This window comes from Levilactobacillus sp. FUA 3915 (genome assembly GCF_044053135.1).
GTDB lineage: Bacteria > Bacillota > Bacilli > Lactobacillales > Lactobacillaceae > Levilactobacillus > Levilactobacillus lanxiensis.
Genome location: NZ_CP168704.1, coordinates 381,065 through 404,288, shown reverse-complemented (window position 1 = coordinate 404,288; position 23,224 = coordinate 381,065). Strand labels below are relative to the sequence as shown.

Sequence of the window (23,224 nt, the reverse complement as noted above, 5' to 3'; positions counted from 1 at the left end):
GACTAAGGAATCTACAGCGACAGAACCGGAAATGGACGAAACCAAGGTCACTGAGAAGCAGTCAGTGGAGGATGAAGACGCCGAAAAGGACCAGTCGACGGGGACTGATGAACAGTCTGATGACAAAGTGCAGGCAGATACGGAATCGCAGACTGATGCGAAAGAAAAGACGCCGGCTGAACCTGTAGCGCCACAGAATCAGGAGTCATCGTCATCTGAGTTAAACGATGATGAGAAGACGGCCGGGAGTGGTGAGAAAATTTCGGAACAGCCCGATCAGTCTGAGGTAGTTAAGACAGTTCAAACGCAACAGGTGACGACGGCAGATAACGATGAAAAGCAGACGGTACCACCTGTAGAAACGACTGATGAGAAGACTGATCAGCAGAAGTTTGTGGTGGCTGACAGCCAATTGTTTAGTCCGCGGTTATTTTTGTCACGCATGAATGTACCTATGGCTGCGAGTTTGCTGGCTGATACGGCCGCTACGCCGACTACCGAGAAGGATGCGGATGGATTTATTTATCAAAAGGTTACGAGCGATAGTGGTGACTCATATACTATTACCGGGTATGAGGGAAGCCAAAAAGATATTACCATCCCGTCTGCTTTCAATGACATTAATGTCACAGCTATTGGGAGTGGTGCTTTTGCTAAAAAAAGTTTGACCAGTGTGATATTTAGTGACAATATTTCTGCAATTGGCGATAGTGCTTTTCAAGGCAACCAGCTAACTAATGTGGTTTTGCCAACCAGTTTGGGTGGGGTTATTGGTGCGCACGCCTTTGAATCAAATGCTCTGACTAATGTGACGTTTGGCCAAGGGACATGGTCTTGGGAGATTGGAGACGAGGCTTTTGCCCATAATCATCTAACGAGTTTGGTATTACCTAATAGCATAAAAACGCTTGATGAAGGGGCATTCCTAGATAATGATTTAGCAACAGTAACGTTTGGCAATCAGACAGAGACAATCGGAGAAAAAGCGTTTGCTGATAACAAATTGAGTGGGGCACTATCACTTCCTGATACGGTTAAGACTATTGGTGTTTCTGCATTTGAGAATAACCAATTGAGTTCGGTTCAGTTGGGCAAGAGTTTAACAACTATCGGGAACAATGCTTTTGCCAGCAATCAGTTAACTGGTACATTGACAGTTCCAGATGCCGTTACAACAGTGGGTGTTTCTGCGTTTGAGCATAATCAATTGAATTCGGTTCAGTTGGATGAGAGCTTAACAACTATTGGTACAAGTGCTTTTGCCAATAATAAGTTGACCGGGGCATTGACATTTCCGGATGCCGTTACAACAGTTGGGGTTTCAGCTTTTGCGGGTAACCCTGATGGTACTGGTAATCAGCTGACAAGTGTGACCTTTTCTGGTGGGCAACTCCAAGAGATCTTCGATGATGCCTTTATGAATAATGCTTTGAAGACAGTTAGCTTTACTAAACCTGATAAGAATTCTCTGATAATTGATGATTCTGCGTTTGCTGATAATAGCGATTTAGCTCAGTTAACTTTGAATGATGGTCTTGAAAATATTGGGCCAAATGTGTTTGCTGGGGATAGTCTTTCTGGTACGTTAAAATTGCCCAACTCGTTAGAGACAATTGAAAAAAATGCGTTTGCTGATAATGACTTAAGCGGAATAACATTGGATACCGTTGAAAGTAAGTTAAGTAGCATTGGGGAAGATGCTTTTTCTGGTAACCATATTTCTGGCACGTTGTTATTGGACGATAATTTAACGACTCTGGCGACAGCCGCTTTTCAAAGTAATCAGATTAGCGATGTCCACTTTGGCAATGATTCTTCATCAAGCAAGTTGACATCAATAGGAAATTATTCGTTTGCAGATAATCCTCTTAACATCACGGCCGATGGCGATGGGCTGATTATTCCCAATAAGGTAACATACGTTGGTATCTCATCTTTCAGTAGCAATGATGAAAATAAAGCGAGTCATGTAGCCAAGTTGACGTTGGGACCAGCCGTGACGGATATTGGGGCTTCAGCCTTTGAGAATGATGGGCTGACTGGCGCGTTAGTTATTCCAGATAGCGTCAAAACAATCCGTGCTTCAGCTTTTAAAGACAATACACTGGATAGTGTGACTCTAGGAAATTCAGTCACTTTGATTGATGATTCTGCGTTTGAGAACTCGGGTTCAACCAGTTCAATGTTCATTCCAAATAGTGTCGAGACAATCGGTTCATCGGCTTTTAAGAATACGCAGTTAAATAATTTAACGCTGGGTACCGGTATTACCACGATTGGTTCATCAGCCTTTGAAAATTCGGGATCAACCAGTGCAATCGTTATTCCAGATGGTGTCACGACAATTGGCGATTCTGCGTTTAAAGACAATCAATTAACTGGGATAACTTTGGGTAATGCTGTCAATATAATTGGTGATTCAGCCTTTGAGAATTCAGGCTCAACTAGTTCAATGGTCATTCCAAGTAGCGTCGAGACAATTGGTTCATCAGCCTTTAAGAATACGCAGCTGAATGATTTGACGCTGGGTACCGGTATTACTACGATTGGTTCATCAGCTTTTGAAAACGCCGGATTAGCTGATAGTTTAGTCATTCCAGATAGTGTCAAAACAGTTGGCCCTAGGGCGTTCACTGGTAACAAGCTAAAAGATTTAACTTTAGGCAAAGGTCTAACTGGTAAAGATGGTAGTGTTGGCAATGAGGCCTTCGCTGAAAATGATTTACAGACGATTCATAACACTGCAGAAGAAATTGAAAATGTAGGTGATGATGCGTTTGCAAACCAAGAAGAATTGACCGTTGAAGTTAGTCGTGAAGGAAATCGATTAACTGGCGTGAAAAAAGCAATTGAGGATAAGCTAGGTTTAACATTGACTTCACCAGTGTTTACCTATAAGGGCACAAAACTAGGCTATGTTGATTCAGACGGCGGTACGTTAACTCTGCCTGAAGGATTTACTGGAACGAGTCTAGTATTAGCGGTAAGTTCAGGAACGACAGGAACTAGTACGGATCATTCTGGGAATTATGAAACTCAGAAGTTGACGTTAAACTGGCCCACGACCAGCAATCCCGGCACCAGCACCACCACGCCAGATACACCAACGATCTCAACAAATCCTGAAAATCCTACAACCCCAGGCACATCGACGCCAACCACATCCACGCCAGCCACATCCACGACGCCTAAGAACAAGTCGCCAAAATCCAAGGCACCAAAAACCAAGCACCCAACGACCAAGTCCAACCAAACAACGCCCAAGCAGCCAGCAGGGAAGCGAAAACGGCAAATAGCCACGCAATATCCCACCCAGGCGCAAGGACACCGGGCAACCGCAACCGCTCGACGGCCACAATCGCTGAGCTGGAACCGGCTTACAGCGACGCGTACAAACGGAACTTCGACCCCGACAACCGGCTGGCACTACAGCCAAGCCCAGGGCGTCTGGGTGCGGTCCGCTGGCACGCTAACGCCAGCCACCTCGGCGACGCTGCCGCAAACTCGGGAACAACCCGCGACCGGCTGGCAACTAGTCGGCCTAGCTCTCTTATCCGGCCTCAGTTGGTTCGGGTTACGGCGCAAACACAACTAAAATAAGCAACTCAAATAGGACTGCGCCCCTCAGTGCAGTCCTATTTCGTGTGCCATCGATTACGCAGCTAACCAACCTGAATGAGCGACCATTTGGCAGTCAAACGGTTCACCCCAGCAATATCCCCGGAATCACCCGAAAAAATTGACATTCACCCCTAACTTCGCTAAAGTCAAACTAATAATTGCTCCAGACCATTTGTGTATTTGATAGAGAAAGTGGGGTCTTATGATGGCAACAATCGTGAAACCGGAAGACCTGTTCGCCTTGCGTCCGCTGGCTCAACCAGTGAGTGATGGGCAGCGGGTGTACTACGTGGAGAGTCAACTAGACCAGCAGAAGAATACCAGTCAAGCCGCTATTTATTCCGTCCAACTGGCGGATGGCAGTGATCGCCGGCGGTGGAGTCCGGCCGATGTGAGCGTCAACGAACTGGCACTAAGCCCGAGCCACCGCTATTTAGCCTTCAGTGGGGTGGTCAATGAGCATGCGCAATTGTTCCTGGTTCCGCTCAACGGTGGGGCGCCGGAACAGATCACGCGCGGGGATGCCGACATCAGCCAGCTGACCTGGGAAGCCAACACCGACGTGCTCTACTTTCAAACGACGACCGGCGCCAAGCAACCGGCAAAGGATGCGCTCCCTAGCGTCCAGGTCGTCGACAAATTACAATACAAAATGAACGGCCGCGGCCTCTTACCACAAGGGCTGACGTATCAATGCATTCGTTACCAGTGTGCCAGCCGCGACCAATCCGTTGTGCTCGAACGCACGGCCCCCTTTACCGTGACCGCAGCCAACGACCAGGGCCTCTTATTTTCAACGCAACGGCTGCCCGAAGACGAGCACGACTTCAGTGAGGGCGTTTACTGGCATCCCTTCGATGGGACGGCTGACCGGCTCTTAAATGAAAAGCTGCCCGCGGGGTCATTCGACCAGGGACAGCTGAATGAGGATGGCCAGCACGTGTTGATGTGGGGGCAAGACAATCACATCCCCAACGTCTCGCAATTTCACGCGTGGCTGGGCAACCTCACGACTGGCGAATTGACCGACCTGACCGCGCCGCGCGACGTGGAGGTCGGTGACATGCTAGCCGTCGACAGTCAACAGCGGCAGTCCGGCCAGTTTGTGGCGTGGCTGACGCACAACACCTTTTTAACCTTGGAAAATGAACATGGGCGGTTAAGCCTGGTCAGTCAAAGCCTCGACGGCGATGCGCAACCGCGGACGTTGTTGGGTGGCGACCGGGCCATCACGGACTTTAGCGTGGTCGACCCGCAGACCATCGTCTTCACCGAGTCGACCATGACCAGTGTGAGCCGGTTAAAGGCCCTTAACGTTGCCACAGGCGAGGAACGGGAGCTGATTAACCCCAACGCCGTCTACGAGGCCAAACACGCGCTGGTGGCCGGTCAGCGCTTCACCTTCAAGGGGGCGGCTGACTGGGACATCGAGGGCTGGTATTTCCCACCCGTTACGCCAGCGCCCCAACATCCCGCCGTACTCTACGTTCATGGGGGACCGCAAGTCGACTTTGGCTACGGCTTCTACCACGAGCTACAATTCCTCGCGGGCCAGGGGTATGGCGTCATCACCATCAATCCGCGTGGTGGCAACAGTTATGGCCAGGACTTTGAGACGGCCGTCATCGGCCATTATGGCGAGGGCGACTTCGAAGACCTGATGCTAGGGACCGACGCGGCGTTGAAATTGGACCCGACGATTGACCCCAAGCAGCTGTGCGTTACCGGTGGGTCTTACGGTGGCTTCATGACCAACTGGATTGAGACCCACACTAACCGCTTCGCCGCGGCCGTCACGCAACGCTCCATTTCCAATTGGATCAGTTTCTACGGCACCAGCGACATCGGCTACTTCTTCACGCCGTGGGAGCTCAAACAGGACATGCACAACATCGACGTGCTCTGGAAATTCTCGCCACTGGCCTACGTGCAAGACGCCACAACACCTATTCTGGTGCTCCACGGCGAGGAAGACCTGCGTTGTCCGACCACGCAAGGTGAGGAGTTCTTCGTCGGCTTAAAGGAAGCCGGGGTGGAAACACAATTGGTCCTGTTCCCGAAATCTAATCACGAACTATCCCGTTCCGGTCTGCCCAACCTGCGGATCGAACGGTTGACTCGCATCAATCAGTGGTTCCAAGACCACTTACCAGCCAAGGAGGAACATTAAGTTATGAAAATTGGATTTATCGGCGTCGGCGGCATGGCCCAAGCCATTATCGGCGGACTGCTCAATGCAAAAACGTTTGCCCCTAGCGACATCATCGTGCACAGTCATCGGCTTGAAAGCTATGGCCCTTATGCCGAAGCGCACGGCCTTCAAACGGCCACTAGCAACGCGGATGTTGCGGCGGCCAGCAATTTAGTCGTCTTAGCCGTGACCCCCAACGTGGCCAGCGACGTGCTCCAGGAAATTGAAGCACAACTGGTTGACGGTCAAAAGACGTTAATCTCCATCGTTGCCGGACTGTCCCTAGAAGACATGGCCAATGTGGTGGGCGAGAACGTGCCAATTTTACGGACGTTGCCTAACGTGAACGTTGAGGTTGGCGCGGGGATGACCGCGGTGGCCGCCAATGCGCATTTGACCGGGGATGACCTGGCCGCAGCGTTACGTGTGTTCGACACGATTGGGTCCACGACGACGTTAGCCGAAGACCAATTTGGGGTCTTCAGCGCGCTGGCCGGGAGTTCACCAGCCTACATCGACTTCTTCATTGACAGTCTGAGCCGCGCCGGTGTCAAGCACGGCTTAAGCAAGGACCAGGCCACAAAGATTGCGGCTCAAGCGACTTTAGGCTCCGCTAAAATGGTTTTGGAAAGCGACAAGATTCCGTTTGCCCTGATCGACCAAGTCGCCTCACCAGGTGGCAGTACGGTGGCCGGGTTACTGGCGATGGAAGAGGCTGGGCTGATGACGGCGGTGGTCAAGGGTATCGACGCCACCATCAAGCGCGACGCCGGCGGTCCAGCTTAAAGCACCTTTGCGTGTCTGGTCTTTCCGTTCCCGGCGGCGGGCTCAAGGGGCCCTGCTGTGGGGCCGGTTCCAGCCTTAGGGGCGGGCTTCCACCTCGACTTTGAGCCTGAGAAGCGGTCTCAAAGGTCGTCCCATGCTCTAAGCTGAGTGAGAAACCTCAGCTAAGACCATCGACACAGCTGGGCACCTTGGCCCGCCTCTGGTCACTTTAGACGGGTTTGGTGCTTTAAGCGTGACTGCACAGTTGTCATGGGAATGGTTGTCTGATTCTTTAGATTTAGTGCAGACACTATCCTTAAAAGCTAGTGCTACCAAGGACACGGACAACGGTAATACGTGATGTTAGTCGGTTAGTTTGGCTGGGGTTCGGAGCCGGAGACAGACAAAATGAGACCCGCTGTGTCAGTGGTGTTAGACCGGAGAGGGATTTTCCCCGGCCTTACAGCACGGGACGAGCTTGGAGACGCGGTTTTTGCGGCTTCAAGTCGAGCCGTAGGACCGCTCCTCAGGCCGAAGGCGGTCCCCATAGCGGGTCACGTTTTGGCGGTCGCAGGCGGAGAACCCCAGCCAAAACCATAACAGAATAAATATCGCGTTTTGCAGTCTGGTGAGTTGCCTTTTTGGTCTATACCGATTATAATAACAGTGTTGACTGAAGGTATAATTGATGAGGAGGAGACTCATGAGTATTGTTTTAAAGCACGCGAAGATTTACACCGGTGACGAGGTTATTCCAGACGGGTTTATTCGTTTTGATCGTGAAATTGAAGCGGTTGGTCCCGTGGCCGATTTTCGACCATTGCCTGCCGATGAAATCCACGTGGTGACTGGCAAGACGATTGTTCCCGGATTTATTGACGTTCATAGCCATGGGGGCTACGGATATGATAGTATGGATGGGGACCCCGACCAAATTGATAAGATGGTTAACTTGATGTCCTTAGAGGGTATCACGTCCATCTTCCCAACCACGATGACCCAGTCTAACGAAGCTATTGACCATGCGATGCAGGGGATTGCGGTGGCCGCTGAACGGAACCCATTGATTCAAGGCGTCCATTTGGAAGGGCCATTTATTGCGGCCATTTTCAAAGGGGCTCAGCCAGAAAAGTACATCAAGGATCCCGACGTTGCGCTGTTAGACCGCTGGAACAAGCTGTCCGGTGGTCGGGTCAAACTGATTACCTACGCGCCAGAAGACGATGGGGCTAAGAAGTTTGAAACCTACTGCTTAGCTAATGGTATCGTGCCATCCGTGGGACATTCTAACGCCACACGTGAACAATTATTGGAAAGCCGGGCCACCCATGTGACCCACTTATACAACGCACAACGGGGCTTACGGCACCGTGAACCCGGGGTTACCGGTCACGCCATGCTGGAAGACAGCCTGTTCTGTGAAATTATTTGTGATGGGTTCCACATCGTGCCCGACATGATTAAGCTGGCTTACGAACAAAAGGGCCAACACCGGTTGGAACTAGTGACCGATTCCATGCGGGCCAAGGGTATGCCAGAAGGCGTCAGTGAACTGGGTGGCCAAAAGGTAATCGTCAAGGACCGTCAAGCGCGGCTCGAGAGCGGTAACCTGGCTGGCTCCGTGCTCCGTTACGATGAAGCCTTCCGCAACGTCATTGCCTTCACCGGCTGTGACGTCAACGAAGCCGTGCAAATGAGTGCTGTGAACCAGGCCGAAGAGTTCGGCTTGACACAGAAGGGTAAACTGGAAGTAGGCCGCGATGCCGACTTGAACCTGTTGACCCGTGACCTGCACGTGGATACGACCTTCAGTTTAGGCCGGAATATGCAGGAATTAGTTAAATAAAAATGTAGTTATTTTGAGAAGGGACGTTGGGTGCTGTGAGTTCACCGATTTATATTCAAATTCATAATGACATTAAACGTGCAATTGAAGCCGGAAAATGGGCGGTAGGCGATCGAATTCCGTCCGAACGGGAGCTGTCTCGTGATTTTGATGTGAGTCGGATGACGCTCCGTCAGGCCATTCAAACACTGGTAGATGAAGGAATCTTGGAACGCCAAGTGGGTTCTGGAACCTATGTGGCCAATCAAAAGGTTCAAGAAAAAATGTCTGGGGTGACCAGTTTTACCGATTTAATGTTGACCCAGGGTAAGCAACCCACCAGTAAGACCATTTCGTATCACGTGATGAATCCATCCTTGAGTGAGGCCGAAAAGCTGAAGCTCAACGAAGATGATCAGGTGTTACGGATGGAACGGATTCGTTACGGCGACGATGTCCCAATTTGTTTTGAAGTGGCCACCGTGCCAGAAAAACTGGTCGACGGCTTGAACAAGAAGGAAGTCACGAGCTCGCTGTACCGGGCCTTGGAAGATAAGAAAAAGTTGAATCCGGGCAAGGCCCAACAGACCGTCTCGGCCATGTCCGCCTCAGAACGGATTGCGGAATACCTGAATATCAAGCGGGGCGACGCCATTTTACGGTTGCGTCAGGTGACCTATCTCCAAGATGGCACACCGTTTGAATATGTTCGGACGCAATACGTCGGCGAACGTTTTGAATTTTATTTGGAAAAATAAGCAATGAATGCGAAAAGTGCCTCACAAAGGTTAGCTGAAATGCTAACGCGTTTGTGAGGCACTTGTTGTAAGCGGGGTGATGTGATGGTCACGATTCGATTGGCCCGAGCCGATGATGATTTTCAGGCGGTTGCCCAACTCTACTGGACCGTTTGGCAGGACACCTATCGGGGGCTGTTGCCGGCAGAATTCTTGGCCGAGCTAACACCGGCGACTTGGCATCCCGAACGGCACTGGCGTCGTCGGTTACTCGCGTTTGATGACAAACACCAGTTAGTGGGGACCTGTGCCTTTGGTCCGGCCCGCGATGCCCAGTTTGCTGGGTGGGGCGAAATCAATTCAATTTATCTATTGCCAACGGTGCAGCACCAGGGCCTTGGCCGTCAATTCATGCAGCGAGCCATGACAGCTCTGCAGGACCAAGCGTTTGACCGCCTCGTCCTATGGGTCCTGGCGACCAATGAACCGGCGCGCCAGTTTTACCAGCGCTGTGGCTTCGTGGCCACGGAACGCGTGAAGATTCAGGGACCTATCCGCGAGGTTGCTTACGTTTGGCCTGCTGCCGCACGAGATGCAGGTAGCGGGGAATGACCGCGATGCGCTTGAGACGCTTGGGTTCCTTCAGGGTCCGGTAGAACCATTCCAAATGGTGGTCTTGCCAGAACTTGGGTGCCCGAATCACGGCGCCGGCCAGAACGTCAAAACTACCGCCAACTCCCATCCAGAGGCCTTTGGTCGTGTGCCGGTACTGGTGAATAAACTGTTCCTGCTTGGGGAAACCCAATGCGGCGAAGACCATGTCCGGTTGTTTGGCCGTGATGTCAGCGACGATGGGGGCTTCGTCTTGGAAGTAGCCATCGTGAATGCCGGCAATCTCTAAGCCCGGGTAGTCCCGCGCCAGAATCGGTTTGAGCTGGGCGATGACCTCGGGCTTGGCGCCTAGGAAATAGGCGGAGCGGTGTTGCTCGCTGCCCCAGGCGAGCAGATCCTGTAAGGTATCGAACCCGGTGATGCGTTCGGGAAGAGGTTGCTTTAAAATTTTAGCCCCGTCCAGGATGCCGACGCCGTCTGGTGTGATGAAGTCTGCGCCTAAGATCAGGTCGCGGTAAGCCGCGTGTTCATGGGCGTACATCGCAATTTCCGGATTGGCGGTCACCACGAAGGTATTTTGCTGCTGGGTGATGCGCTGTTGTAAGACGGGTAGTAAGTCCGCCGCGGTGGTCTTGACGAAGGGTAAGTCAAGCACGGTGACGGTGGGAAATGTGGTTTGCATAGGGGGACTCCTCTCAAGATTGGCACGAGAACGAATTAAGCCCCCGATACCGCATTAAATAGTATGACGCTCTGTTTGTTTCATGCTAAAATAAACGTATTGAAATTAAAAATGAAACGTGATAATTCAGTTCGAAAACCAGCTAAGGAGTAGCTATTATGACGAATTTGTATCCTGACGACAGTATGACTCTGCATACGGATGCCTATCAGATCAATATGATTCAGACTTATTACGAACAAGGCATCGCTGACAAGCGCGCCGTCTTTGAAGTCTTTTTCCGAGACATGCCGTTTAAAAACGGTTACGCGGTATTTGCTGGCTTGGAACACATTGTTCATTATATCCAAAATCTACATTTTTCCCAAACAGATATTGATTACTTACGGGAAGCTGAAGATTATTCCGAAGATTTTCTAAACTATCTCGCCAATTTTAAATTCCGCGGCTCGATTCGCTCGGCCGTTGAAGGGGAACTGGTTTATGCCCATGAACCCTTGTTACAGGTCGAAGGGCCACTGGCCGATTGCCAATTGGTTGAAACGGCCATTTTGAACATCATTAATTACCAAACGCTGATTGCCACTAAGGCCGCGCGGATTCGTTCCGTGGCCGGCGATGACGCCCTGATGGAATTCGGGACACGGCGGGCTCAGGAATTTGATGCCGCTATCTGGGGCACCCGGGCGGCTTTTATCGGTGGCTTTGATGCCACGTCTAATGTCCGTGCTGGGAAGATTTTTGGGATTCCCATTAGTGGGACCCACGCGCACGCTCTGGTCCAGACCTACGGCAACGATTACGACGCCTTCATGGCCTACGCCAAGACTCACCGCGACTGTGTCTTCCTGGTCGACACCTATGACACGTTACGCAGTGGGGTGCCCAACGCCATTAAGGTGGCCAAGGAACTCGGCGACCAGATCAATTTCCAAGGGGTCCGCATCGATTCCGGGGATATGGCCTACCTGTCCAAACGGGTTCGGCAAAAACTAGATGAAGCGGGCTTCCCGAACGCTAAGATTTACGCGTCTAACGATCTGGATGAAAAGACGATTCAAAGTCTCAAGATGCAGGACGCTAAGATCGATGTCTGGGGGATTGGGACCAAGCTGATCACGGCCTTTGACCAACCCGCTTTGGGAGCCGTTTACAAGATGGTTGCCATCGAAGACGAGACTGGCAAGATGAAAGGGACAATCAAGCTGTCGAACAATGCTGAAAAGGTTACGACGCCAGGCAAGAAGCAGGTTTGGCGAATCACCAAGAAGGCGGATGGCAAGACCGAAGGGGATTACGTGGCCTTGGTCAACGAGGATCCGCGGAATGAGGACTCGCTGTTCATGTTCCATCCCAGCTTTACCTACATTAACAAGACCGTGAACGACTTTAATGCGCGGCCCATTTTGCAAGATATCTTTGATCAGGGTGAACTGGTTTACAAGTTGCCGACCTTATCGGCGGTACGGGACCGGTGTCGTGGCGCCTTAGCGAACCTGTGGCCAGAGTACAAGCGGGACCTGAACCCACAAAAGTATCCCGTGGACCTGTCGCAAGATTGCTGGGACCACAAGATGGCCATCATCAAAGACATTCACAGTTACGTTCAAACCATGCCCGAGTAAGCCCGAGCAAATAAATTAGGGGGCAGAGTTATGCGTGCCATGCAAAAAGAAATTATTGCGGCGTTGAAGGTGCAGCCCACCATTGATCCGGCGACTGAAGTTCGGCGGAGCGTGGACTTTTTAAAGAGCTACCTCCAACACTATGATTTTATGAAGACCTTGGTTTTGGGAATTTCCGGCGGTCAGGATTCAACGCTAGCCGGCATTCTGTGTGAGCAGGCGGTCACGGAGTTGCGCCAAGAGACGGGCGACAGCGATTACCGCTTCATTGCGGTGCGGTTGCCTTACGGCGAACAGGCCGATGAGGATGATGCCATGATGGCTATCGATTTCATGGGTGCTGACGAGGTAGAACGGGTGAACATCCAACCAGCTACCGATGCCATGGTGGCGGCCGTTTCAGCCAACCATGAAAACGTGAGTGATTTTAACAAAGGCAATATTAAGGCGCGGCAACGGATGATTGCCCAGTATGCGATTGCCGGGGCTCGCTCCGGTGCCGTTGTCGGGACGGATCACGCCGCCGAAGCCGTGACGGGATTTTACACCAAGTATGGGGATGGTGCCACGGACATTTGCCCAATTTGGCGGCTGGATAAGCGTCAGGGGGCGGCCATGTTGACCTACCTCGGTGCGCCAGAACACCTGTACAAGAAGATTCCAACGGCTGATTTGGAAGAAGATCGCCCAGCTTTGCCCGATGAGGCAGCGCTGGGCGTGCGTTACGAAGACATTGACGACTACCTGGAAGGCCAGACCGTCAGTGACACTGCGGCAGAACGCATCGAGAACTGGTACCGGAAGACCGCGCACAAGCGCCACTTACCGGTCAACGTTTACGATACATTCTGGCAAGACTAATTTGGAGGCACCAAGACTATGCAAAAAAATAATATGAACGGCTACATCAAGATTCTCTCGGGCGTGTTACAAACGACCGAAGAGGGTGCTGGCACCATGAATGATGATTTTGAAAAAATGCGCAACGCCATCGACAACGACACGGTCGGTGAGTTAAGCCAAGTCGACCTGCAAAAGGTGGCCGATAATTTCCAACGCGGAACCGACGCCTACGAAGACAACTTGAACAAGCTTGAACAGGCCAGTGTGCCCGTTCGCGTTTTGGGCAAGCACAAGTCCTTAGTGGCCGCTTACCGGACCTACACGGACGCTTGCCAATCCATGACGGACAGCATTGACGTGGAACACCAAACGGTCAACGCTGACGCCTTCAACGCGGCAGAGTCCACGCAAGAAAACGCCATGGAAAAAGTCACGGCCGCGACACAACGGATCATGACGAGTCCCATGTAATGGCATTAAATGAAAGGGTCGCTTCACAGCTTGTGGGGTGACCTTTTTGCTTGCGGTAATTCATCGTGGCCAGCGGCTAGCATGGTATAATGTAGCAAGACTATACCGTTCCCGGCGGCGGATTCAAGGTGCCCCGCTGTGAGGAACGGCTCCAGCCGGGTTAAGCCATCGTTGACAGTGCCTCCGGGATGGTGAAAATGAAACCGGTTCGCTGTGGGCGCCCGTCCGGAGCCAAAAGGCGGTCTCCAGGCTTACTTTGAGCTGCTAAGAAACGCGTCTCAAAGATAGCAATGACCTAAGTGGTTTCACCACTAAGGTCATTCCCACGGCTGGACTCATTTTCACCACCCCTGCGGCTGACGCTGGTTTAGCCCGTAGTATCGTCGGATTCCTATGGCTTGGTGTTAGCTGTTTTATCTGGTAATACCCTCACTAGGAACTTACAAAACTGAATACCAAATAACTTAGAGACGCTTACTAAAAAAATTAGAACGGAGGGGTTGCATGGCAACTACCCACGAAACAGCACTAAGCGACCTGGCTAAACCGGTTCAGCAACAACTGAGCCAGTACCGGGTCCAACAGATTCAAGCCGTGTTGACCCTGTTAGACGAGGGCAATACGGTGCCCTTCATTGCGCGGTATCGGAAAGAACGGACGGGCTCACTGGATGAAGTGGCCATTCGCGACATTGAAGACGAAGCACACCGCCTGCTGAAGTTGAATCAGCGGCGGCAAGAAGTTTTAAAGATTATTGCTGAGCAAGGAAAATTGACGCCTGCACTGAAACAAAATTTGGCCCACGCCACGGTTCTGCAACAGGTTGAGGATCTTTACCTGCCTTACAAGCAGAAGCGTCGGACCAAGGCCACGGTTGCGCGGGAGGCCGGGTTGGCGCCGTTAGCACAATGGTTACTGACTTTTCCGGCATCCGGCTTAACCGCCAAGGCCCAACAGTTTGTGGCGCCCACCAAGGAATTGCCGGATGTCGCAGCCGTTTGGGCCGGGGTTCACGAAATCCTGGCCGAAACGTTTAGTGAACAGGCGGCGTTTCGGGAATGGATTCGTAAATATACTTGGCAACATGGTGAATTGACCAGCAAGCTCAAACGAGGTGCGGCGGACGACGATGAACAGCAGGTTTACGCCACTTATTATGATTTCAGTCAGAGTTTGAAGCAGTTACCACCATACCGGGTCTTGGCCATCAATCGGGGTGAACGGGAGAAAATTTTGTCCGTTGGCATCTCAATCGACCCAGCATCCATCTTGCAGTACGGGCACTTCCGCCTGGTTGGGCAGCACCAAGGTCCAGCCGTGGCCAAGGTTAAGGACGCCTTTGCGGACGCCTACAAGCGATTCTTGGGTCCCGCCATTGAGCGGGAACTCCGCCGGCAATTGACGGATAAGGCGGATGAACATGCCATTCAGGTCTTTGGCAATAACCTGTATCACTTGTTGATGCAGGCCCCACTGAAGGGGAAGGTCGTCATGGGCTTTGATCCCGCGTACCGGACGGGCTGCAAGCTGGCCATTATGGACCCCAACGGGCGTTTCCTCGCCAAGCAAGTGATTTATCCGCACAAGCCAGCGAAGGCTAAGGACCGGGCAGCCGCGGGTCCCGCGTTTAAGAAATTGCTCGAAGACTATCACGTTGAAATGATTGCCATCGGGAATGGGACTGCCAGCCGGGAGTCCGAGGAGTTTGTGAGTGGTATTTTAAAGACGCTGGATCATCCGGTCTACTACGTGCTGGTCAACGAGGCCGGTGCGTCGGTCTACTCGGCCAGTGCCAATGCCCGCGCAGAATTTGCGGACTTTCACGTCGAGGAACGGTCGGCCGTTAGCATTGGCCGGCGCCTGCAGGACCCACTGGCCGAATTGATCAAAATTGACCCCAAGGCAGTCGGCGTTGGCCAGTACCAACACGATGTGCCCGAGAAGTCCTTGGATGAACAACTGGATCGGGTCGTTGAAACGGCGGTCAACCAGGTCGGGGTCAACGTGAACACGGCGAGTCCGGAGCTGTTGACCCATATTTCTGGGCTGACGGCGACGACCGCGCAAAACATTGTGACCTATCGCAATGACAACGGGAGCTTTGCGGCCCGACAAGAGTTGAAGAAGGTCCCACGGCTAGGGCCGAAAGCCTACCAACAGGCGGTTGGCTTCCTACGAATCATTGATGGTCGCGAACCACTGGACAACACGGATATTCACCCGGAAAGTTATCCAGTGGCCCGACAATTGTTGCAGGAAATGGGCACGGACCAAGCCATTGGTCAGCCGAAGTTGCAACAACAGTTGGCCCAATTCAATCAAAGCCAGTGGGCAGACAAGTTAGATGTTGGCGCGGCAACCCTGAGTGACATCGTCGCCAGCCTACGGAAACCCGGTCGGGACCTGCGGGATAGCATGCCAGCGCCACTGTTACGCCAAGATGTGTTGACCATGGCCGATTTGAAACCCGGGATGGAGCTGCAAGGCACCGTCCGCAACGTGGTCGATTTCGGGGCGTTCGTGGATATTGGCGTCAAGCAGGATGGGTTAGTTCACATTTCTCAGTTGGCCGACCATTACGTGAGTGATTCCAGCACGGTCGTGACGATTGGGGATGTGGTCACGGTCTGGGTGCTGAGTGTTGATGAGAACCGGCAACGGATTCAACTGACGATGCGAGCTGAGAACCATGACTAATGACGACTTACAACGGTTGGTCGAACAGATCTCGCTGGCCAGTTTCGGCAAACCCTTTCGGCACCACGCCACGTTTAACGCGCGGCTACGGACGACGGGGGGCCGCTACCGGTTGACGGATCATGATATTGAAATCAACCCTAAGATGTTGACGGAACACGGTGAGGCCGTTCTGATTGGCGTGATCAAGCATGAGTTGTGTCACTATCACTTGCACTTGGCGGGCCAATCCGGGCAGCACCGGACCGTGGCATTTAAAAAATTACTGCAACAGGTGGGGGGCCTCCGGTTCGCGCCGGCACCGCCTCACCGCCAACCCCGGATGCGCCGCTGGATGCTGTATGAATGTGTTCAGTGTCACCAGCGGTATTACCGGGCACGACGCATTGATGTTTCCAAAATGGTTTGCGGACGGTGTCACGGGCATTTGCGTTGGCAAAAGACCGTGATTGCCGAGGAGCGACCACAATAACGTAAGGAGGTCATCACTGATGGGTAAAACCATTATTCGGGTTCCCGCTACGGCGGCTAACCTGGGCCCCGGAATCGATTCGATTGGGGCGGCATTACATTTATATTTAACGGTTATCATTGAAGAAAAAACGGAGGCTTGGCGGGTCAACCATGCGTTGGGCACCGAGATTCCCCGTGATGAGCACAACTTGATGGTGGAAACGGCTTTGAAGGTCAACCCGGATTTGCCAGCGCACCAGTTAACAGTCATGTCCGATATTCCCGTCTCACGGGGGTTGGGGAGCTCGACCAGTGCCATTATCGCTGGGATTAAGATTGCCAATGAATTGGGCGATATGAAATTGACGATTCCCCAACAGTTGAACTGGGCCGTCAAGTTAGGCGGGACGCTGGATAACGTGGCACCCGCCTTGATGGGCCAAGCCACGGTTGCCACGGCGGAGGGCGATGAGGCCCACGCCATTAAGCTACCATTGCCTGACTTGCAGGTGTTGGTCTTCATTCCAGGACAAAAGCTGTTGGCCCGCAAGAGTCGCGCGGTCTTACCGGAAAAGTTGCCCCTACAGACGGCGGTTCATGCCAGCAGTGTGGCCAATGTGTTGGTTGCCGCATTACTCAAGGGCGACTGGGACCTGGCCTCAACCATGATTGAACGTGACGAGTTCCATGAACAAGCGCGTTCCCAACTGGTACCGGAGCTTAATCAGATTCGGGAAGCCGCTCATGAGCTAAATATCACCGGGACCTACCTCAGCGGGGCCGGTCCAACCGTTGTGACCTTCGGAACTTCGCCACAATTAACACTTTTGCGCGCGAAGCTGGCAAAGCTCGATATGGCCGGTAGCTTGCGGATTATCGACCTTGATCAGGACGGTGCGACCGTCTTAACGGATGCATAAATAAAATTTTTTTGAATTAACTTGCAAAAAATATTGTCAGGTGCGGAATCATTTGTTATACTATTTCTTGTGAGTTAATGCGGCCATGGCGGAATTGGCAGACGCGCAAGATTAAGGATCTTGTCCGGGTAATCCGGGTGGAAGTTCGAATCTTCTTGGCCGCATCAGAGGTTTACAGAAAGTACCGACCTAATGGGTTGGTGCTTTTTTGTTTTTATTAGGGTGGTAAACGTGTAGGTTGCAGATACTTTAGGACCATATTTTAAAAGACCAATTGTTCGGTACTTGCCGTCGAATTGGTCTTCTAATTTGGGATGTTTTAAAGTTAGTAGTAAAGGATACAAATATTATTCAATAGCTTTGTGATGACTCGTGTAAGTCATTCCGTATCCATTTTGAATGACTCGAAGAGTATGTTTAGTACGTTTCATAGTGACTACATGGTATGAGGTACGAGTGTTTAAATAATTATGTGTAAATAGAAAAATAAGCAATTGAAAAGGGAAAGCCTCTCCCTTATGATAGTTAGCAACCACACTCACTTCATAGGACATAGGAGGCTTTCCCCATGACTCAGTTTAACAAAGAAATTATGGCAGCACTAGCACAAAAGCAAGATTTGGACGAAGTTTTTCGGCAACATTTGGAAACGGCCATCAATGATTTAATGCACGAGGAACTTTCATCGTTCCTCGGTTATGAACCCTACGACCGCCAAGGCTTTAACAGCGGCAATTCACGCAATGGGCATTATCTGCGAACCTTTAAAACTAAGTATGGGGAACTAAACTTGGAGGTTCCACGCGACCGAAATGGCGCCTTTAATACGCAAACTATTCCAAGCTATCAACGCCAAACGGATGGTTTAGAAGCCACGGTTGTCCAGCTCTACGAAAAAGGGATTACCACTAGTGAGATCGCGGATTTGATTGAGAAAATGTATGGTGCTCATTACACACCACAAACGGTTTCAAACCTCACGAAGGTCGTTGACCAACAGGTCAACGCCTTCAAGACGCGCCCTCTAGCGAGTCGTTACGCAGTCATTTATGTGGACGCAACATACTTACCTCTGCGCCGGGACTCAGTGGCTAAAGAAGCCGTGCATATCGCCATTGGCATTCGACCAAATGGTATGAAAGAGGTCCTAGCATACCAAGTCGCTCCAACTGAATCCAGTACCGTTTGGGAAGAGCTTCTCGTGGACATTCAGCAGCGTGGTGTAAAAGAAGTCCTCTTATTCGTGGCCGATGGCTTAGTCGGCCTTACCAACACAATTGGTGACCACTTCCCTAAGGCTAAGCTCCAGCAGTGCCTGATCCACGTCAGTCGGAACATTGAAGCTCACGTTCGAACTAAGGACCGACAAGAGGTCCTTAACGACTTCAAACTGATCCATCAAGCAGCTACCATGGACGACGCAAAACAGGCCTTAGCTGACTTCATAGACAAGTGGCAAAAGGCGTATCCAAAAGTAACGGGCAAGCTAGAAAATAATCCTCATCTCTTGACCTGTTTCACTTTTCCAGCTGCGATACGCAGTAGCATCTACAGCACAAATCTCATTGAATCATTCAACAAGAAGCTAAAACGGCAGACAAAGAAGAAAGAACAATTTCCAAATGAACCAGCACTAGAACGCGTTCTGGTCACAGTTATTCGTGACTACAACGGCCAAAATTTTGAGCGAACGCATCGAGGTTTCAAGCAAATTCAAGATACGTTAGAATCCATGTATTAGAAGCTAGCTAATGGGAGAGGACTTCCATTTACACAAAAAATTTGACACTCCCTGAGGTACCACCCATGGTTGTTTTTACATGTACTTTATAGAGGCCGTGACCCTTACTGATTACGTAGCGAACGGTGCTGGGATATGTATCGGATTGAGTCATACCGTCCCAAAAGCTATGTTTATGGCCAACGTATGTATGGTAGATTGCAAATTTAATCCGAATTTTTGGACAAATTTGTCAGCATAACCTGATACGGTGTTTGCCAGTCGAGTATTTTAAGCGGTCGCTGGTTAATTTGGAGTAACGTCGTCGTTAAATCTTGAGCACTAATGTGCTCAAAACGAGTCCCTTTAGGATAAAAATAACGTAAATTCCGATTAAAGCGTTCATTACTACCACGTTCAGCTGGCGTATAAGCATGGCAGTAATAGGTCTTAATACCATATTGTGATTCAAGTGATACTAGCCCACTAAACTCAGTGCCACGGTCCACAGTAAAGCTGTGCACCGGACCATTAAAAGTGGTTAGGAACTTAGTTAGTGCTTCATTAACAGTCGCTGTCGTCCGATCTTTTAACCGGTATGCCCAAAGGAACCGTGATTTTCGATCGATTAAAGTTAATAAAACTGCCTTACTATGCCCACGAGGACCAACGACTGTATCTAGTTCAAAATCGCCGATGCGATTACGTTGATTAATCATCATGGGACGCTGTTCAATTGATCGCCCCAAAGATTGATTATATTTGGATCGTTGGTCAACGTTACGCCGTTGGCGTACGCCATGTTCAGGTAGATCATTCAAGGAGAAATCAATTCTCCCCTGATTTAGCCAATTATAAATAGATTTAGTAGCTAGTTTAAATTCGTGAGCAATCATTCCTGGTGACCAGCTTAGACGTAAATGGTTGAGAATTTTTTGCTTTAACTCATCGCTCAGCTTAGTTTTCCGACCACATCGTGATCGCTTGTATTCGGCATCTGTTTGTGCTAATTCAGCCTGATAAGGTTGACATCGAGATAATTCATAAGAAATTGTTGACGGTGATCGGTTCAGCCGAACGCCCATTTGGATATTGGACAGCCCTAGTTCACAAAAGGTTTCGATTTTAATTCGTTCGGAATAGGTTATACTAGACAAAAGATCAGCTCCTAAAAGATGGGTTTGTGGTAAACACCATTTTAAAGGAAGCTGATCTTTTTTGTCCGAACAGCGTTCGGATTAATTTTACAATCTACCGTATAAGCTTTTTCCCAGGTGTTTTGTTTGTAATGTCCCCAGCCTAGGTGTTTCTTCCAGTTTCCTCGTAGAGCTTTAGGCAAAGTAGAGAGAGTTTTGGCTTGGGCATTTATTGGTGCATTAGAGACACCGAGTCCAAGTGAGACAGCTGCAAGGACTGCCACTAGTAAATGTTTTTTCATTGAGTTGCGCCTCCTGTATAGATATCAATTAAATGATATCACTGTAGAAAATAAGTTAGTAGGGCTCAACTCAATGAATTGATACTTATTTGTGGTATTGCCTAGGAAATTGGTGAAAGCTACTTTTCAATAAAGTAAAGGTAAAACTTCAAACCGTGTTAGCCAACAGTCATGGCCAGCACGGTTTTGATTTAACGATGAAGCCCCGAAACAATTAAATTACCCCCGAAAAATGACAAACAGATAACATTTTCACCAAGCAATCGTTTTCATGAAAATAGGCCTTCAAAAATCCTTAAGAAGAGCGTAAGATTGAAAATTAAATCAACCACTTTTCATCTTTTCAGGCAAATGTACTGACAAGTGGTGGTGAACGCGTTATAGTAGTTCTCTTGTGTCAATTTAATTGACCATAATTTTAGAAGGAGGTCGGCGTATGAGCGACTTAACCAAGGGCAATTCCCTCAAACTTATTTTCTTTTTCACGATTCCATTGTTGATTGGTAATTTATTTCAGCAATTATATAACGTCTCTGATACTGTAGTTGTGGGGCAAACCCTTGGTGTGAAGGCGCTGGCTGCCGTTGGTGCGACCGGTTCGATCAACTTCTTAATTATTGGCTTCGCGCAAGGCCTGACCGCTGGCTTGGCCATTATTACGGCCACCCGGTTCGGGGCCCGCGATTACAAGGGTGTGCGGCGGTCGTTTGCCGCGAGCATCATCATTTCAATCTTAATGACGATTGTGTTGACGGTCCTGTCGTTGACCTTCGTTGATCCCATCTTGAAATTAATGCAAACCCCAGCGTCCATCTTCGACAATGCCCGGATTTTCATCAGTACAATCTTTGCTGGAATCTTTGCGTCGATGGCGTTCAACTTACTCTCTAACATTATTCGTGCGCTCGGGGATTCCCGGACGCCACTGATTTTCCTGGTCGTCGGGACCGTGGTTAACGTGCTTTTAGAATTACTCTTCATCCTGGTCTTCCACATGGGCGTCGCCGGTGCCGGTTGGGCAACCGTCATCTCTCAGGTGGTCGCTTCACTCCTCTGTGTGGGGTACATCATCCGGTCCATTCCGCTCCTACACATCACTAAGGAAGATTTTAAATTCGGGTTCGATGAACTCTGGCAACATTTCTCCACGGGGATGCCCATGGGCTTTCAACTGTCCATCATTGCGATTGGGACGATGGTCATGCAGGCAGCCTTGAACTCCCTGGGAACTGACTCCGTTGCGGCTTCAACCGCAGCATCCAAGGTCGACCAACTGTGTTCACTGCCCATGTCTTCCTTCGGGGTCACCATGGCAACCTTTGCCGCCCAGAACTTTGGTGCCGGCAAGTACGGTCGTATCATGGAAGGGGTCAAGAAGACCCTCTGGTTATCCGGGACCTTCGCCGTTTTGGCGGGGAGTCTGGTTATCTTCTTCGGTAAGCCAATCGTGACACTGATCATTGGAACAGCCGACGAACACGTCATTCAATTGTCGCAAACTTACTTCAATATTATTGGGAGCACGTACCTTTTGTTAAGTGTCCTCTTTATCATCCGGAACACACTCCAAGGTCTTGGTCGCCGAGTTCTGCCAACCTTGGCAGGTGTCGGGGAACTGACCATGCGGGTCTTTGCGGCGGTATTCCTGGTGGGGACGTTGGGTTATGCCGGGGCCGTTTCCGCCGAACCGTTGGCTTGGTTGGGTTCCTGTGCCATCCTGGTACCCTCTTGGATTCGAGCCGTGAAGCAATTGCGGAACTTACAACGTTCAGAAGATATCGCTGCTGGGAAGAACCCAGAGGCCGAAGCGTTGGCTGCATCAGTTGCGCACGCCGAACCTGTGGGTGAAACAATTTCATCAGCACCGGAATTAGAGTCTTACCGTAAAGCGTGATAAACTATGGTGTGGTCAATGATGGCCGCACCATTTTTCTTTACCTAAAAATGTAAAAAACGCACAAGGAGACCTTGCGAAATGAAAAATTTTATTTTTGATATTGACGGGACCTTACTGGACACCGAGGCCATGTATATGAAGTCGCTCCAGGCCGTTCTTCATGAACGGGGGATTGAGCGGGAATATGCGACGCTGGCAAAGACGTTTGGCATTCCCAGCCGGGACGCACTGATTCGCTTGCAGTTACCGGATGTAGATGACATCTTGGCCGAGTGGGGCCCCCGGACGCAGGATTACCGAGATACGGTGGCCATTTACGCGGGGGTCAAATCGGCGCTGGCCCAGCTTAAGGCAGCCGGCGCGGGGCTCGCCATCATGACCTCCAAGCAACGATTTGAATATGACCGTGATGTGGTCAGCATGGGGCTGGATAGCTACTTTAGCCAGGCCATTGTCGCCGAAGACATTGCCCATGGCAAGCCGGAACCGGATGGTATCTTATTGGCCATGGACCGACTGGGGGCAAAGCCAGCGGAGACCGTTTACGTGGGGGACACGGTGTATGACGCCGAGGCTTCGGCAGCGGCCCACGTGACCTTTGGTTTCGCGGCGTGGAATGGCCGAACACCAACTGATTTTACGCCGGACGTTAGTTTTATCACGCCAGCGGCCATGCTAGACCACCTGTAAATTTAGCTGAGGGAGTAGCTGGAACCGCTTTTTTATG

At 50.7% G+C, this 23,224-nt stretch carries 18 protein-coding genes and 1 tRNA gene; 16 read left to right on the top strand and 3 right to left on the bottom strand.

Going from position 1 to position 23,224, the window contains the following annotated elements; genetic code table 11:
* Nucleotides 1–31 precede the first annotated feature (31 nt).
* The 6 genes from ACEPST_RS02310 (at nt 32) to ACEPST_RS02285 (ending at nt 9,751) form a co-directional block, all read left to right on the top strand.
* A complete protein-coding gene (locus ACEPST_RS02310; protein ID WP_395390482.1) occupies nt 32–3,595 on the top strand; it encodes a leucine-rich repeat protein in 3,564 nt (1,187 codons plus the stop codon).
* A 231-nt stretch (nt 3,596–3,826) separates the two neighbouring features.
* Complete coding sequence (locus tag ACEPST_RS02305) at nt 3,827–5,791, top strand: S9 family peptidase (RefSeq protein ID WP_204121010.1); 1,965 nt, start codon at nt 3,827–3,829, stop codon at nt 5,789–5,791.
* Between the two features lie 3 nt (nt 5,792–5,794).
* Nucleotides 5,795–6,598 carry a pyrroline-5-carboxylate reductase gene (proC, locus tag ACEPST_RS02300; protein ID WP_204121009.1) on the top strand — a complete coding sequence of 268 codons (804 nt, stop codon included), beginning with the start codon at nt 5,795–5,797 and terminating at the stop codon, nt 6,596–6,598.
* Between the two features lie 682 nt (nt 6,599–7,280).
* The gene (gene nagA, locus ACEPST_RS02295; protein WP_203644371.1) at nt 7,281–8,423 is read left to right on the top strand and encodes an N-acetylglucosamine-6-phosphate deacetylase; all 1,143 of its coding nucleotides are present in this window, start codon (nt 7,281–7,283) and stop codon (nt 8,421–8,423) included.
* A gap of 35 nt (nt 8,424–8,458) precedes the next feature.
* Nucleotides 8,459–9,160: a GntR family transcriptional regulator gene (locus ACEPST_RS02290; RefSeq protein ID WP_125765636.1), complete on the top strand. Its 702-nt coding sequence runs from the start codon at nt 8,459–8,461 to the stop codon at nt 9,158–9,160.
* An 84-nt stretch (nt 9,161–9,244) separates the two neighbouring features.
* Nucleotides 9,245–9,751 (top strand): GNAT family N-acetyltransferase, encoded by a 507-nt coding sequence (locus ACEPST_RS02285; RefSeq protein WP_204121008.1) that lies wholly within the window; start codon nt 9,245–9,247, stop codon nt 9,749–9,751.
* On the opposite strand, the gene ACEPST_RS02280 is transcribed toward ACEPST_RS02285, so the two are convergent.
* Complete coding sequence (locus ACEPST_RS02280) at nt 9,690–10,433, bottom strand: WecB/TagA/CpsF family glycosyltransferase (protein ID WP_204121007.1); 744 nt, start codon at nt 10,431–10,433, stop codon at nt 9,690–9,692. The two genes, ACEPST_RS02285 and ACEPST_RS02280, sit on opposite strands and share 62 nt — an antisense overlap.
* A 158-nt stretch (nt 10,434–10,591) precedes the next feature.
* Between ACEPST_RS02280 and ACEPST_RS02275 the strand changes: the two genes are divergently transcribed.
* The 8 genes from ACEPST_RS02275 to ACEPST_RS02240 all read left to right on the top strand — a co-directional run bounded on the left by ACEPST_RS02275 (nt 10,592) and on the right by ACEPST_RS02240 (nt 19,183).
* Complete coding sequence (locus ACEPST_RS02275; protein ID WP_203644389.1) at nt 10,592–12,058, top strand: nicotinate phosphoribosyltransferase; 1,467 nt, start codon at nt 10,592–10,594, stop codon at nt 12,056–12,058.
* 30 nt (nt 12,059–12,088) lie between these two features.
* Nucleotides 12,089–12,919 (top strand): ammonia-dependent NAD(+) synthetase, encoded by an 831-nt coding sequence (gene nadE, locus ACEPST_RS02270; protein WP_204121006.1) that lies wholly within the window; start codon nt 12,089–12,091, stop codon nt 12,917–12,919.
* An 18-nt stretch (nt 12,920–12,937) separates the two neighbouring features.
* Nucleotides 12,938–13,372: a hypothetical protein gene (locus tag ACEPST_RS02265; protein ID WP_204121005.1), complete on the top strand. Its 435-nt coding sequence runs from the start codon at nt 12,938–12,940 to the stop codon at nt 13,370–13,372.
* Nucleotides 13,373–13,876: 504 nt separating this feature from the next.
* Entirely contained in the window at nt 13,877–16,069 is a 2,193-nt protein-coding gene (locus ACEPST_RS02260) for a Tex family protein (RefSeq protein ID WP_204121004.1), read from the top strand.
* Nucleotides 16,062–16,541: a SprT family protein gene (locus ACEPST_RS02255; protein ID WP_203639017.1), complete on the top strand. Its 480-nt coding sequence runs from the start codon at nt 16,062–16,064 to the stop codon at nt 16,539–16,541. The genes ACEPST_RS02260 and ACEPST_RS02255 overlap by 8 nt, the downstream gene beginning before the upstream one ends.
* A gap of 19 nt (nt 16,542–16,560) precedes the next feature.
* Nucleotides 16,561–17,442, top strand: a complete 882-nt coding sequence (thrB, locus tag ACEPST_RS02250) for a homoserine kinase (RefSeq protein WP_204121003.1) — start codon at nt 16,561–16,563, stop codon at nt 17,440–17,442.
* A 79-nt stretch (nt 17,443–17,521) separates the two neighbouring features.
* A tRNA-Leu gene (locus ACEPST_RS02245) sits at nt 17,522–17,606 on the top strand.
* A 404-nt stretch (nt 17,607–18,010) separates the two neighbouring features.
* A complete protein-coding gene (locus ACEPST_RS02240) occupies nt 18,011–19,183 on the top strand; it encodes an IS256 family transposase (RefSeq protein ID WP_057879063.1) in 1,173 nt (390 codons plus the stop codon).
* A 206-nt stretch (nt 19,184–19,389) separates the two neighbouring features.
* Here the strand turns inward: ACEPST_RS02240 and ACEPST_RS02235 are convergent, their stop codons facing one another.
* Nucleotides 19,390–20,319, bottom strand: a complete 930-nt coding sequence (locus ACEPST_RS02235) for an IS30-like element ISLpl1 family transposase (protein WP_015473476.1) — start codon at nt 20,317–20,319, stop codon at nt 19,390–19,392.
* A 41-nt stretch (nt 20,320–20,360) separates the two neighbouring features.
* Complete coding sequence (locus ACEPST_RS02230; protein ID WP_395390480.1) at nt 20,361–20,600, bottom strand: hypothetical protein; 240 nt, start codon at nt 20,598–20,600, stop codon at nt 20,361–20,363.
* Nucleotides 20,601–21,036: 436 nt separating this feature from the next.
* Between ACEPST_RS02230 and ACEPST_RS02225 the strand changes: the two genes are divergently transcribed.
* Entirely contained in the window at nt 21,037–22,494 is a 1,458-nt protein-coding gene (locus ACEPST_RS02225; RefSeq protein ID WP_395390479.1) for an MATE family efflux transporter, read from the top strand.
* 81 nt (nt 22,495–22,575) lie between these two features.
* A complete protein-coding gene (locus ACEPST_RS02220; protein WP_204121001.1) occupies nt 22,576–23,187 on the top strand; it encodes an HAD family hydrolase in 612 nt (203 codons plus the stop codon).
* The last annotated feature ends 37 nt before the right edge of the window (nt 23,188–23,224 follow it).